Here is a 13,329-nt window from a genome sequence, read left to right on the forward strand (position 1 = left end):
ATGACAGCGCATACGTAAACAGCGTACCGCTTGAAGTAAATGTTGGATTATGCCTCTTTGCAGGTTTTGTCACAAGAACTAGCGTGAAAAACCCGGCAAATTCCTGCTATTTCGAGTTAACCGAACTCATGATTGCGGTCCAGAATCTGAAATAAAATACAACCTAGGGTTAAAGCTATGAGTGCACCCTGACTAAACTCATTAAAAGCCCGGCCCAGAAAATAATAACGATGGCTATACCACAGTTCATCACTGAAATAGCGAGCATAATCCCAGACCGAATAGGCACCTAGCAAAATGGCTAGGCCAATCAGGATCGCTGCCGCTTGTTTGACTCGTCGGCTAACTGGCCAGTGCTGACGATAGCGCTGATAATAACGCCAGCACATCCCCAGCAAAAACGGCAGGGCCAGAAGCGAACTGCCAATCTGCAAAATAAAATGTAGTGGATAGGTCTGGGAAAACCAGGACACCGGCTGGCTTAAGACGTTATGAAAGGCAAAAGTGCGAAAGTCGACGTGAGTTAAACCATCCCAAATTAAATGGGTGGCATTGCCTAGCAATAGCCCGAGGACTACCGCAAGCAAAAAACCAAAGGTCGACTTGAACGAATCCAGATTGAGCTCATGTTGTATGCCCAACGCCCGATACAGCACCGGACGATAAATCAGATACCACGCCGCACAAAAAGCCAGACCCAGCCATAAATTTGGATGAACAATTGAACTCCATAAATGGTTCAAGCCGCCCTGATCGGTGGTAAATAAACGGCTTAAATCGGGCAGCATACAGCCAATGGCAAGGGCTGCAACGGGAAGACGATGACCTGTCAGCTGGGCAATGGGTGGTGCTAAAACCGCATGAGATAAGGTAAAGGGCATACAGGCATAGACAATAAAAACAGAAAAATCCGCGAGGCCCTATAGCTTAACCAAGCAAAGATGAATTTTATGTTTTTTATTGCAAAACAGTTGGAATGTTATATTATAACATTATTCAAATTTGTTACTCTGAGCCTGAGTCATGTCCTTCCATAAGAATTTAATAACACTGTCTATTTTTGCTGTTGTGGCCCCTGCGGTTTTTGCAGATGAGGCGAATCTATCCAATGCGCAGCAACTTGAAACCATCCAGCTAAAAGCCCATCCTCTGGTTCAGACTGCAGCGGATTTTGCGGTAGCAGATCAGGTGGTGGAACAGAAAGTATTGGTGGAACGCCCAACAACCATTGGTGATGCATTGGCTGATGAACTGGGGGTATATTCAAATCAGTACGGCACAGGTTCAAGCCGCCCCGTGATTCGTGGTCAAGATGGTCCGCGTGTCAAAGTCTTACAACACGCATCTGAAACTGCCGATGTATCGACTTTATCTCCAGACCATACAGTTACGGTAGATCCAATTCTGGCAAAACAGGTTGAAGTGATTCGTGGTCCATCAACTTTACTCTATGGTGCCGGTACCGTGGGTGGCTTGGTCAATGTAACCGATCAGAAAATTCCAACCCAAATCCCAGCAGATGGCTTAGAGGGCACCGTCGGCGTGCGCTATAACTCGGGTAGCGATGAGAAGCTGGCCAGTGCGGGGGTGACGGCGGCAATTGGTGACAACTTTGCCTTACGTGTAGAAGGCTCCAAACGTAAAGCGAATAACTATATTACGCCGGATTACTGGGTAGAACATCATAATGATGAAGCTGGCCATGAAGATCATGGACATGATGATGCACATGAGGGTGATGAAGAGCATGAAACACATTTTGATAAAGCCCGTCGTGTAGACAATACCTTTGCTGAAGGCCAAACCGTGAATATTGGCGGCTCATGGATTCATGACCGTGGTTTTGTCGGGGTGTCTTATAGCAACCGTCAGGACAAATACGGTTTACCAGGGCATAGTCATGAATATCATGGTTGTGGGCCAGATTATGACAATCCGAATATAATTGAATGTCCTCCTCACGATGATCATGGTGATGACCATGCGCATCATGGTGGTCCATGGGTCGATCTGGAATCACACCGTTATGACGTCCGTGCTGAGCTGGACCAGCCATTTTCCGGCTTTGACAAGTTACGTGCCCATGCCAGCTATACCGATTATGAACATGACGAGCTGGAAGAAAGTGAAGTTATCAGTAATTTTAAAAGCAAAGGCTATGATGCCCGTTTAGAGTTGGTTCATAAACCAGTCGCGGGTTGGGAAGGGGTCTTTGGTACCCAATATAGCCAACAGAAAATTAATCTTGCGGGTGGTGCGGAAGAACATGATGGGCATTCTCATAGTGGCGTGCTGATGGCAGACACCAAGACCGAAAAATATAGCCTGTTCGGTTTAGAACATAAGCAGTTTGGTGATGTGCATGTGGAATTGGGTGCACGTGTAGAACATCAAAAAATTGATGTAGATTCAACTCAAAAAGACTATTCAGATACCGGTGTGTCAGGTTCAGCAGCAGCCAATTGGGAATTTGCTCCAAACTATAAGCTTTCTGTGGTTGGCTCGCATCAGCAACGTTTACCACTGGCACAAGAGTTGTATGCGGACGGTATTCACTTTGCCACCAATACCTATGAGCGTGGAAATGAGGATCTGGATGTTGAGAAGTCAAATAACCTTGAGTTAGGTCTGCATTATGAAGGTGAAAAACTCGACTATCATGTGCATGTTTATCACAATTGGTTTGATAACTATATTTATGGCTCAACAACCGACAGCGAAGGAACATTCCGTCTAGTTGATTATAAACAAGACAAAGCCCGTTTCTACGGTACAGAAGCGCAGTTAGGCTATGCCATTAACGATGCTTATAAAGTCAGCCTGTTTGGTGACTATGTGCGTGGCAAAATTGATGGTGAAAACGCACCGCGTGTACCAGCAGGCCGTTTAGGTACCAAAGTAGAAGCTGATTTTGCTGACGGCTGGTCAGGTCTGGCAGAGTACTATCATGTCTTTAAACAGGACCAGATTGCCAGCTATGAACAGGAAACCCAAGGCTATAACATGGTCAATGTCGGTCTGGCTTATGCAGGTGCCATGGCGAATAACCAGGACTACCGCGTGTTCTTTAAAGCCAATAACCTGCTGGATGATCAGGTTTATTCACACACCTCATTCCTGTCCAATATTCCGCAAGTGGGCCGTAATTTTACCGTTGGTTTAGAATATAACTTCTAAGCAGAACTTAAATTTATTGCCAAAATCAAGAGGATGTCACGGAAATCCTCTTGAAAAAAGCCTGAAGAAAACCTAGCCTGAGTTGATTGGGTTAGGTTTTTTCTTATGCGTATCTTTGAACGAATTCACAATAAACTGAACTGGTCACCACGGCGTTATTTGGGCGTGATGATGGGCCTGCTGGCGTTAAGCTATTTATCCTCGGCACTGTATCATACCTATAAGCCCTTACCGGATGGTTTGAATTATGCGGGACCGCTACGTCATGCCGAAGTCAAATTTCTGGCCGATCAGACCTATCTGGATGCACAGGGCCAGCAGCATTATGATCATCAGATTTTTAATGAAATGCTGCGCCTGATTGATGAAGCACAAAGTTTAATTGTGCTGGATATGTTCCTGTTTAATCCGCAAACCGGGGCATCACAGGCCCAGCATCAACCGCTCAGCCAGCAATTGACCGATGCACTGATTCAAAAACGCCGTACCCAGCCGGATATTGAAATCAAGCTGATTACCGATCCGATTAACTCGGTTTATGGCGGGCTTGCGCCAGAGCATTATCGGCAACTGCGCCAGGCCGGAATTGATGTGATCGAAACCAATTTAACCCCGCTACGCGCTTCCAATCCGATGTGGTCCGGGTTCTGGTACATCTGCTGTCAGGGCATCCGCAATAATCCGGATGCCGGCTGGCTGGCCAATCCGTTTGGTGAGGGCAAAATCACCCTGCGTAGTTATTCCGAGCTGCTAAATTTTAAGGCCAACCACCGTAAAACCATTGTGGTTGATACCCCGGACGGCTGGGAAGCTCTGGTGACCTCAATGAATCCGCATGATGCCAGTTCCCATCATTCTAATGTGGCGCTGGTGGTCAAAGGCAACACCGCGGTAGATATTCTAAAAACCGAGCAGTCGGTGGCGCTCATGTCCGGCAGCAATATTCCCGGGGTGATTGTCGGTGAGTTTCAGGCCGCTGCTACTGAACCGCAGGTGCAGGTGCTGACTGAAAAAGCCATTTATGATGCGACTTTAAACCTGATCAATAGCGCTAAAGCCAATGAACAGATTGATCTGGTGATGTTCTATCTGTCCGAGCGCCAGATTATCAAAAGCCTGCTTGCAGCCCATGAGCGTGGGGTGAAATTGCGGGTGTTGCTGGATGCTAATAAAGATGCGTTTGGTCTGGAAAAAAATGGTGTACCGAACCGGCCAGTGGCAGCAGAATTACATCAGGCCGGTATTCCACTGCGCTGGTGTAATACCCAAGGCGAGCAATGTCATAGCAAAATGCTAATCAAGCGCAATGCCCAGCAACAGGAGATGATTTTAGGTTCGGCCAATTTCACCGCGCGGAATTTAAAAAACTATAATCTGGAAACCAATTTACGCGTGTTAGGCCTGGCTCAAGCACCGGTATTTCAAGATGCTCAGCAGTATTTTGATACCGCCTGGTCAAACTTAAATGGCCGTCAGATGAGTGTGGATTATGCCCAGTATGCCGATGAATCGACGCTGAAATATGGACTGTATCGTTTGATGGAATGGAGTGGCTGGTCGACGTTCTAACCTCCCTCATTCCAAGCTTCTGTTTGGGAGCCGTGGCTTCTGCTTATAAGAGAGCTGGAAGAATGAGTTTTCTTCCATCCTGTAAAGAGAGGGTTGGAGAGAAGCGATTTTCCCCTTCCTTGCAAGAGAGTTAGGAACAATAGCTTTTCCTTCTCCTCGTAAGAGAAGGTTAGGGAGACACGCTTTTCCTTAACCTTCTAGGAGAGAGTTAGGGAGAGGTCAAGATTAAGGTTTAACGCTTAGTTTTGCCCCGGATTCGGTGGTACCAATTCATCCAGATCTTTATCAGACAGCTCATCCAGCTCGCTCAGGTCGGTTTTAATTTTCCACTGGCTTTCATCTTCAACCGGATTCGGCAAACGCGCTTCCAGCCAGTCGCAGACCACATCGGGCGGGAAATCGGCATGATTACACTGGATTACCCAAGACAGGAAATCTTTGGCTTCACCATTCATATAAGGTGGTGGCGATACCGGTAAAAACTGCGTTGGCAAACGTTCATTCTTGGAAATATAGTTCAGCACATGACCCAGTTCCTGTACGGTTTGCCAGGCCAGTGGGTGTGCTACATTAATCTGAAATTTAAACCACCATGCCTGAGCACCATCTGTGCCATAGGCATCGATCAAGTTTTTTTGAACACTGGGTACTTTGCAGAAATATTCATAAAGACGATCAAAACTTAAATCAGACACAAGCATGAACCTAGTATGAAAAAAAGCGAGTGTAGCATAAAAGTAGGCCATTATTTTCACTGAGAAATACGGCCGATCTACCGCCATTCATCTAAAAAACTTGTATAAAGCATGCATGTTCATTTTTTATCCTTAATCCTGTTTTATAGTAAAATCAATAGGCTGATGTTTGGGAGTCGGGTAGTGAAAAGAATACAAGCAGGTTTATGGTTAGGCATTGGATTGTCTGCCATCTCGACATTATCGCTGGCCGATACCAATCGCTGGGCCAGTTATCAGGGTGTGGAGCGAAAATCGCATGCGCAGCATTATCCACAGCATCGCCCGTCTTATCCGCAGCACAGGCCACCACAATATTATCCGCCCCGTCCGCAATGGGGCCATCAACCGGTACGTCCGGGCATCAGTATTCAATATCAGGCGCCCACCACCATTTACCAGAATTCGCAAAGTTATAGCTGGGTCAATGGTGACCCGAATGTGGCCCGGATTGAAAGCAGCACGCAGACCATCATTACTGACTGGCGCCGTTTAGGTTTGCCGGCTCCGCCAAATGGCAGCTACTGGATTTATGAAAATGGTCGTTATATTTTGGTGCCAAACCGTTAGATCATCTGAAGCGTTCAAGCGGTGAAGAAAAGTATTTGAGCCAAACTGATGATCCGGTGAATCTTCACTCAAAAATCAGCGCGCCGTAGTGGTATCCAGGCGCGCTTTTTGTTCTTCAGATTTGAATGATGGATGTGATTTTGGTGTTTAGGCCAGTTCATCATCTTCCGGGCGTGGGGTCTTGCCTTGTGGCAACGGTTTTTCACTGTGTTTATCCCGAATTACCGATGGATAATTCCAGGAGGCAAAACGTACCACCAGAATCGCAAAGGCTAGAATCAGAATCGAACCGGTAATAATTACTAGGTCAATATCCGCTTTATGGTCGTGCTGGATATCGGAAATCAGCAGCCGGGTCAGGGCGGTAATGGCAATATAAATCAGGAAGCGTACTGGCATGTGGTTGGTTTTAAAGTAAATACCCACCATGGCACCGAGCTCCAAATAAATGAACAGCAGTAAAATATCATCAATCGTGGCATATTGTTTGACGGTCAGAATATCGACCACAGTATGGCCGGCCGACCAGATCACCATACAGCCAATCACGAACAGGGCAATATAGTGAAAACTTTCAACGGCCAGATTACCCAGCCGGTCGAGGAGGGTTTCTATTTTTTCTACTTTGGGATGCCGTGCTGTCATAGGCTCCTCCTGATTCTGCTGAATGAATAAGAAAAACTCATGCAAAAACTGTGCACAACTACAGGAAAAGTGGTGTAAAAACAGCAGGCAAACATGGATGCTATAAAAAAACGCCTGACAGTGCAGGCGTTTTTGAGAGATAAAAAGCTTAAGCCTGATGAGTGAAATAATCTTCCGAGAATTTCATGATCACATCAGAACCGGCTTTGATACGGGTAATCCGCATTTCCAGCTCTGGCAGAATACGTTGTACAAAGTACAGACCCAGCGCCAGTTTGTTCTGATAGAACTCACCCTGTTTGGCCTGCGCTGCTTGGGTAATACGGGCAAACATATAGGCAAAGCTGAGCAGACCAACCGCGTGTAAATAATCGACTGCTGCTGCATTCGGGAATTCCGCATTTTCAGACGCCGCATTCAGAATGTATTGTGTTACTGATTCGACTTCTGTAGCTGCATCTAAGGTCGCATCTTTAATGAAGTTCAGATCGGCATCTAACTGGTTGGCAAAGTCACGGATTTCAGAAATATATTCTGCAATATAGGCACCCTGACATTTAATGGTTTTGCGGCCAATTAAATCTTGTGACTGGACGCCATTGGTACCTTCGTAAATTTGCGCAATACGTAAATCACGTAAACATTGCTCCATGCCCCATTCACGGATATAGCCATGACCACCGAAGCACATTTGCGCATCCAAGGTTGCCTGGAAGGCGGTATCGGTTAAATAGGCTTTGGCAATTGGCGTTAGCAGCGCCACACGGTCATTGGCTTTTTTCACCGCGTCTGCATCAGTCGAGAATTTGGTGATGTCCAGCTGTTGGCCGACATAGACTGCAAAGGCACGTGATGCTTCGTTGTTGGCACGTACATTCAAGAGCATACGCCGTACATCGCCATGCACTAAAATGCTGTCAGCCGGTTTATTTGGTGACTGTACACCGGAAGCGCTGCGGCCCTGTAAACGGTCAGTCGCATATTGCGCTGCATTCTGGTAAGCAAATTCAGAGGCACCTAAGCCCTGAATACCCATTGACAGACGTTCGTAGTTCATCATCACGAACATGGCTGCCAGGCCTTCATTTTCTTTACCAACCAGGTAACCTTTGGCACCATCAAAGTTCATGACACATGTGGCAGAGGCTTTAATCCCCATTTTGTGTTCGATAGAGCCTGGGCCAACCGGGTTACGTTCACCGAGTGAACCATCGGCATTGACCAGGAATTTCGGCACAATAAACAGCGAAATACCGCGTGAACCGGCAGGTGCATCCGGCGTTTTGGCCAGTACTAAGTGAATGATGTTTTCAGCCAGGTCATGATCACCACCAGTAATAAAGATTTTGGTCCCGGTAATGTTATAGCTGCCATCTTCGTTGCGTTCCGCTTTGGTTTTAATAATACCCAAATCGGTACCGGCATGTGGTTCAGTCAGACACATGGTGCCAGACCATTCACCTGAATAAATTTTTGGTAAATAGGTTTCTTTTTGTTCCTGAGAAGCATAGCTGCTCAGTGCCATGCCCGCACCAACCGATAGCAGTGGATACAGCATGAATGACGGGTTGGTGGCAAAAATCATTTCATCTGACAGAACGGTCAGCATTTTTGGCATGCCTTGACCGCCCCATTCTTCATCGGCACCCAGGCCAATCCAGCCGCCTTCAGCATATTGCTTGAATGCTTCTTTAAAACCGGCCGGTGTGGTTACGCTGCCATTGTTATATTGGGCACCTTCTTCATCACCAGTACGGTTTAAGGGCAGGGTAACGTTCTGGGTAAATTTGGCCATTTCTTCAAGAATGGCTTCTGCGGTTGCAGCATCGAGGTGGGCGAGATTTTCGTTATTTTGCCAGAATTGTTCTGCTTGGAAGACATCATTCAGGATGAATTTCATATCGGCAAGCGGTGCGTTATAAATTGGCATAGTTCATTTCACCTGTTTCTTGTTTATTCATAGTGATCAGGTCAGTCTAAACGATGAGATTTCAATTGATTAGACGACGAAGGGTTAATATAGCGCGATAAATAGAGAAAAAGGACCGCCAACAGCTGGCCGTCCTTTTTACATCCATTACAAGTTACTACACATCACGTGCATTAGAAGGCGAAGTGTTCAGCATCAAGCGCCATCAATGGATCCAGGCCAGTCGCAATCACGTCAACATGCGAGCGTACACGTGGCAAGATTTTCTTGAAGTAGAAACGTGCAGTCGTCACTTTAGCATTGTAGAAGTCTACATCGGTGGTGCCCGCTGCAAGTGCTTCTTGTGCGACCAATGCCATACGAGCCCATAGGTAAGCAAGCGTTACATAGCCAGAGAAATACATGTAATCAACTGCAGCTGCACCCACTTCATCAGGGTTTTGCATTGCGCGCATACCAATTTGCATGGTCAGGTCGCCCCACTCTTTGTTTAGAGCAGCAAGAGGTTCAACAAACTCTTTTATTGCAGCATTGTCTTTGTTTGCTTCAACAAACTTATGGATGATTTTGGTGAAGTCTTTCAACATTGCACCTTGTGTACCCAACACTTTACGGCCTAAAAGGTCAAGTGCTTGAATCTCAGTGGTTCCTTCATAAATGGTAGAGATGCGTGTATCACGCACAATTTGTTCCATGCCATGCTCAGAAATGAAGCCATGACCACCGAAGACTTGCACACCATGTTTTGCAGATTCAGAACCTGTTTCAGTTAAGAATGCTTTTGCAATTGGCGTCAATAAAGACAAGATATTGTCAGAGAATTTACGATCTTCTTCAGTTGCACCTTGTTCAACAATATCAGCGTGTAGACACAACAAATACACTAGTGCGCGACCACCTTCTGCAAATGCTTTCTGCGTCAACAGCATGTTACGTACCGCAGGATGCACAATGATTGGATCTGCTTCTTTTTCAGGGGCTTTTGGGCCAGAAAGTGAACGCATTGCCACACGGTCTTTGGCATAAGCCAATGCACCTTGGAAAGAACCTTCAGATGCTGCGAGACCTTGAATTGCAGTACCAATACGCGCAGTGTTCATGAACGTGAACATGCAGTTTAGACCACGGTTTTCAGGGCCAATCAAGAAACCTTTGGCGTTGTCAAAGTTAATCACGCAAGTTGCGTTACCATGAATCCCCATTTTGTGTTCGATTGAACCACAACGAACTGCGTTACGCTCGCCTAAAGAGCCATCTGCATTAACATTGAACTTTGGTACGATAAATAGTGAAATACCTTTGGTGCCTTTAGGTGCGCCAGGAAGACGAGCAAGAACAATATGGACAATGTTCTCAGCCATGTCATGTTCACCTGCTGAGATAAAGATTTTCTCGCCTGTGATGGCATAGCTACCGTCTGATTGAGGCTCAGCTTTGGTGCGAATGATACCTAAATCAGAACCAGCATGTGATTCAGTAAGACACATGGTGCCGGTCCAAACACCTGAAACCAAGTTAGGTAGATAGGTGGATTTTTGTTCGTCTGAACCGTGATGTTCTAAAGTACGTACAGCACCATGAGAAAGACCTGGGTACATGCCCCATGCCCAGTTCGCAGTACCCACCATTTCAGAAATCACGTTACCTAAAGATACAGGTAGACCTTGACCGCCATATTGCTCTTCAGCAGACAACGATGGGAAGCCAAGTTCGATAAATTTTTGATACGCTTCTTTAAAGCCGGTCGGCGTAGTAACAACACCATCGTTCCAAGTACAACCTTCACGATCGCCTGATTGGTTGATAGGAGAAAGTTCATTCTCACAGAAATCAGCTGCTGCTTCCAAATATTGGTCAACCAATTCACGGCTTACGTTTTCTTGGAATGCAGGTAACTTTGCATAGTGATCTTCGGCATTTAATAATTCATGCAAAACAAATTGCATATCACGTAGTGGCGCTTTGTATTGTGGCATATCGGGTTCCTCAATACTGGTTTAACCAGCGGTTATAATCCTAAATCAGTGAGTTCACGCGCCTTCACAGGCGCATCTTGAATGTTTTAATCGTGCAACATCTTCTAATTGGGTACAAGCATTTCAATGGCTTTTCTTGGTGACTGTAAAGTCAAAGATTTTTAACTTGAAATAGCTAAGTGTATTGAGTGTAAACAGATTTATCGGTATAGGAAGTGGACAAATAGTCAAAAACGTAAACAGATATGTTCAATAAAAAAGGCGCACCATGCGCCTTTTTTATTTGCTGACTTCGCTTAAGCCACTTTGGCAGGAATGGTCACAGCGGTATTCGGTTTAAAACGCAGGCTGCATTGACCATTGACCGATTTATCCCCCAGTTTAATCTGGACAGTCTGACCGGCTATTTTACCGTTACAGGCATTGGCCATAGCCTGTTGACGGGCCTGACGCTGTGCTAGGCGCTGATCATACTGTTTCACCAGTTCGGCACGTTTGGCATCGGTTAAGGCACCGGTCTGAGCAGCATGCTGTTTAAACTGGCGTACATCGCCACGCATTGGACGATGTTCACGGCTGTGTTTAAGCTGCTGGCGTTCCGGCGTAAATATTAGGGTACAGGTCCCATTCACGATTTTTTCACCGGCTTTGACCTGAACCACCTGTCCGGCAGCTTTGCCTTCACAGGCCGTTTTGATCTGCTGCATCATCTGGCGGCGTTCAGTACGCAGCTGCTGCCATTGTTCACGCTGTTCCGGGCTTAGGCGTGCATGTTTGCCGTGCATGGAATGAGCCATACGGCCTTCACGTTCCGGCGTTGCTGTACTATTGGTTGACTGACAGGCTGTCAGTGTCCCGACACTGAGTAAACCCACTGAAACAAGCGCAATTTTTGTCATCGTTTTCATGATTATTGTCTCCACACAGAACCGCGATACAGTTATTTTTACCTGCGACAAGAATAAATAATAAAGATGAAGAAACAATGGAGAGTTTTTTCAAACACTGTTCGCTACAATAGTGAAATAAAAGAAAAATTGAGATGAGTGTTTTGAAAATACGCCGGATTCCAATCGCCCTGCGCCTGTTTTTGACTGTGCTATTGACCGCGCTGGTCATTTCCACGGTCAGCCTGTGGGTGCTGCACTGGAATATGCAACGCAATTTCACCAAATACGTGGCCGATGTCGAAATGCAGAAGCTGGATCATGTGATTCATAATCTGGCCGGTGTGTATGGCGTCTATCATGATTGGGGCAATGCCATTCAGGCACAAATTCTGCAAATTGAAGGGCAGGCCGGCCCGGAAGATTATGACCGCCTGTCGCGCTGGTGGTTGCGCCGTCAGTACGATATTGCCTTGCAGCAGCGTTATTTTGAAGAACATACCTTAATGAATGTGGCGCCAACGCTGGCTGAACCAGATCCGCAGAAACGCCAGGCCTCGCAGGAGGAACTAAAATGGCTGGAAATGAATCTGCCTTCCGAGTACCGTCCCTTTGAAGGCCTGAAATTTCCTTTAAGCGCGCAGCAGAATACCACCCGGGTTAATCAGGGCAGTGCCCAGAATCCGCGTCCGAATCAGCCACAATCGGATGGCAAAAAACAGTTTATTTCCATGCCGGACCGTTTGGGTCTTAGTTCACGTCTGGCTTTATATGATGCCAAGCGTCAGTTTGTGGTCGGTGAGCCGGCAGAAGGACAAATGTCGTATCGCCCGATTTTAATGAACAATCAGGTGGTCGGTTATCTGGGGTTAAAACCGGTGCTGGATCAGGATGATGCACTCAGCATCAATTTCTTCAGTGAACAAAAGCGTTATCTGCTGCTGATTTATGGTCTGTCCTTTATTGCCAGTTTACTGGTGGCCTGGTTATTGGCGACCTATTTTAAAAAGCCGATTCAGCGTCTGCTCCATGGGACCCGTGAACTGACCAAAGGCAATTATCAGTATCAGGTGAAAGTAAACCGTAATGATGAACTCGGTGATTTATCTACAGAGCTGAATCAGCTGGCAGTCATTTTAGATCAGCATGAAACCTCACGCCGGCAGTGGGTGGCTGATACCTCGCACGAATTAAAAACCCCGCTGGCAGTGTTACAGGCCCAAATTGAGGCCATGCAGGATGGTATCCGTAAAGCCACACCGGAACACTTAGATGCGATGATGCGTCAGGTCAGCAGCCTGAAAAAACTGACTCAGGACCTGGCTGATTTAGCCCAGGCCGAAGCCATGCAGCTGAAATTTTATCTGGCCCCAATCAACCCTTGGCAGGTGATTGAACAGGAAGTCGAGAATTTCCGGCCGAAGTTTGAACAGGCCGAGTTAAGTGTGCGTCTAGAAGGTGAAGCTGTGCCTTTAAAATTAGATATAGACCGCTTTAAACAAATTATGGTGAACTTGATTGCGAACAGTATTCGTTATACTGAGGCCGGTGGGCAGGTTCATATTCATAGTGAGCAGACGGCAACAGAATGGAGTGTCTATGTCGATGACAGTCCATTTGGCCTGACCGATGAACAGCTGGCCCGTTTAGGCGAGCGTTTTTACCGGGTGGATGATTCGCGTACGCGGAGCACTGGCGGTACCGGTTTAGGTCTGGCGCTGTCTGCTAAAATTGCGCAGGCCATGGGTGGCCAGCTGAGTTTTGCGCATTCGCCATTGGGTGGCTTGCGCTGCAAACTGACTTTCCCGATTCCGACCAAACAATAAAAGGAAAAGATATTC

General features: G+C 46.5%; 10 protein-coding genes. 4 read left to right on the top strand and 6 right to left on the bottom strand.

Annotated features, from left to right (window positions below; translation table 11 throughout):
- Positions 1 to 116 precede the first annotated feature (116 nt).
- Positions 117 to 881 (bottom strand): DUF4184 family protein, encoded by a 765-nt coding sequence (locus tag P253_RS11055; RefSeq protein ID WP_016658638.1) that lies wholly within the window; start codon positions 879 to 881, stop codon positions 117 to 119.
- 142 nt (positions 882 to 1,023) lie between these two features.
- On the opposite strand from P253_RS11055, the gene znuD reads away from it, so the two are divergent.
- Together znuD and P253_RS11065 are read left to right on the top strand one after the other, a co-directional pair.
- Positions 1,024 to 3,177: a zinc piracy TonB-dependent receptor ZnuD gene (gene znuD / locus P253_RS11060; RefSeq protein ID WP_016658639.1), complete on the top strand. Its 2,154-nt coding sequence runs from the start codon at positions 1,024 to 1,026 to the stop codon at positions 3,175 to 3,177.
- 105 nt (positions 3,178 to 3,282) lie between these two features.
- A complete protein-coding gene (locus P253_RS11065; RefSeq protein ID WP_016658640.1) occupies positions 3,283 to 4,746 on the top strand; it encodes a phospholipase D family protein in 1,464 nt (487 codons plus the stop codon).
- A 239-nt stretch (positions 4,747 to 4,985) separates the two neighbouring features.
- Here P253_RS11065 and P253_RS11070 read toward each other — a convergent pair whose 3' ends face one another.
- The gene (locus P253_RS11070; protein WP_005180018.1) at positions 4,986 to 5,441 is read right to left on the bottom strand and encodes a hypothetical protein; all 456 of its coding nucleotides are present in this window, start codon (positions 5,439 to 5,441) and stop codon (positions 4,986 to 4,988) included.
- A gap of 183 nt (positions 5,442 to 5,624) precedes the next feature.
- Here P253_RS11070 and P253_RS11075 point away from each other — a divergent pair, with 183 nt between their 5' ends.
- Complete coding sequence (locus P253_RS11075) at positions 5,625 to 6,050, top strand: RcnB family protein (protein WP_005180017.1); 426 nt, start codon at positions 5,625 to 5,627, stop codon at positions 6,048 to 6,050.
- A 147-nt stretch (positions 6,051 to 6,197) separates the two neighbouring features.
- Here the strand turns inward: P253_RS11075 and P253_RS11080 are convergent, their stop codons facing one another.
- From P253_RS11080 to P253_RS11095, 4 genes are all read right to left on the bottom strand, one after another.
- Positions 6,198 to 6,695 (bottom strand): phosphate-starvation-inducible protein PsiE, encoded by a 498-nt coding sequence (locus P253_RS11080; protein ID WP_005180016.1) that lies wholly within the window; start codon positions 6,693 to 6,695, stop codon positions 6,198 to 6,200.
- 148 nt (positions 6,696 to 6,843) lie between these two features.
- On the bottom strand, positions 6,844 to 8,625 hold the full coding sequence (locus P253_RS11085) for an acyl-CoA dehydrogenase C-terminal domain-containing protein (protein WP_005180012.1): 1,782 nt from the start codon (positions 8,623 to 8,625) through the stop codon (positions 6,844 to 6,846).
- A 173-nt stretch (positions 8,626 to 8,798) separates the two neighbouring features.
- Positions 8,799 to 10,601: an acyl-CoA dehydrogenase C-terminal domain-containing protein gene (locus P253_RS11090; protein WP_016658641.1), complete on the bottom strand. Its 1,803-nt coding sequence runs from the start codon at positions 10,599 to 10,601 to the stop codon at positions 8,799 to 8,801.
- A 296-nt stretch (positions 10,602 to 10,897) separates the two neighbouring features.
- A complete protein-coding gene (locus tag P253_RS11095) occupies positions 10,898 to 11,509 on the bottom strand; it encodes a hypothetical protein (RefSeq protein WP_016658642.1) in 612 nt (203 codons plus the stop codon).
- 134 nt (positions 11,510 to 11,643) lie between these two features.
- On the opposite strand from P253_RS11095, the gene baeS reads away from it, so the two are divergent.
- Positions 11,644 to 13,314 (top strand): sensor histidine kinase efflux regulator BaeS, encoded by a 1,671-nt coding sequence (gene baeS / locus P253_RS11100; protein WP_016658643.1) that lies wholly within the window; start codon positions 11,644 to 11,646, stop codon positions 13,312 to 13,314.
- Positions 13,315 to 13,329 lie beyond the last annotated feature (15 nt).

The sequence above is a fragment of the Acinetobacter indicus CIP 110367 genome (assembly GCF_000488255.1).
Classification (GTDB): Bacteria; Pseudomonadota; Gammaproteobacteria; order Pseudomonadales; family Moraxellaceae; genus Acinetobacter; species Acinetobacter indicus.

Excerpts from the sequence above, each read along its gene's own strand:
- P253_RS11055 (WP_016658638.1), bottom strand. The coding sequence starts at position 881 with ATGCCCTTTACCTTATCTCATGCGGTTTTAGCACCACCCATTGCCCAG.
- P253_RS11095 (WP_016658642.1), bottom strand. The coding sequence starts at position 11,509 with ATGAAAACGATGACAAAAATTGCGCTTGTTTCAGTGGGTTTACTCAGT.
- baeS (WP_016658643.1), top strand. The coding sequence starts at position 11,644 with ATGAGTGTTTTGAAAATACGCCGGATTCCAATCGCCCTGCGCCTGTTT.
- P253_RS11065 (WP_016658640.1), top strand. The coding sequence starts at position 3,283 with ATGCGTATCTTTGAACGAATTCACAATAAACTGAACTGGTCACCACGG.
- P253_RS11080 (WP_005180016.1), bottom strand. The coding sequence starts at position 6,695 with ATGACAGCACGGCATCCCAAAGTAGAAAAAATAGAAACCCTCCTCGAC.
- znuD (WP_016658639.1), top strand. The coding sequence starts at position 1,024 with ATGTCCTTCCATAAGAATTTAATAACACTGTCTATTTTTGCTGTTGTG.
- P253_RS11090 (WP_016658641.1), bottom strand. The coding sequence starts at position 10,601 with ATGCCACAATACAAAGCGCCACTACGTGATATGCAATTTGTTTTGCAT.
- P253_RS11085 (WP_005180012.1), bottom strand. The coding sequence starts at position 8,625 with ATGCCAATTTATAACGCACCGCTTGCCGATATGAAATTCATCCTGAAT.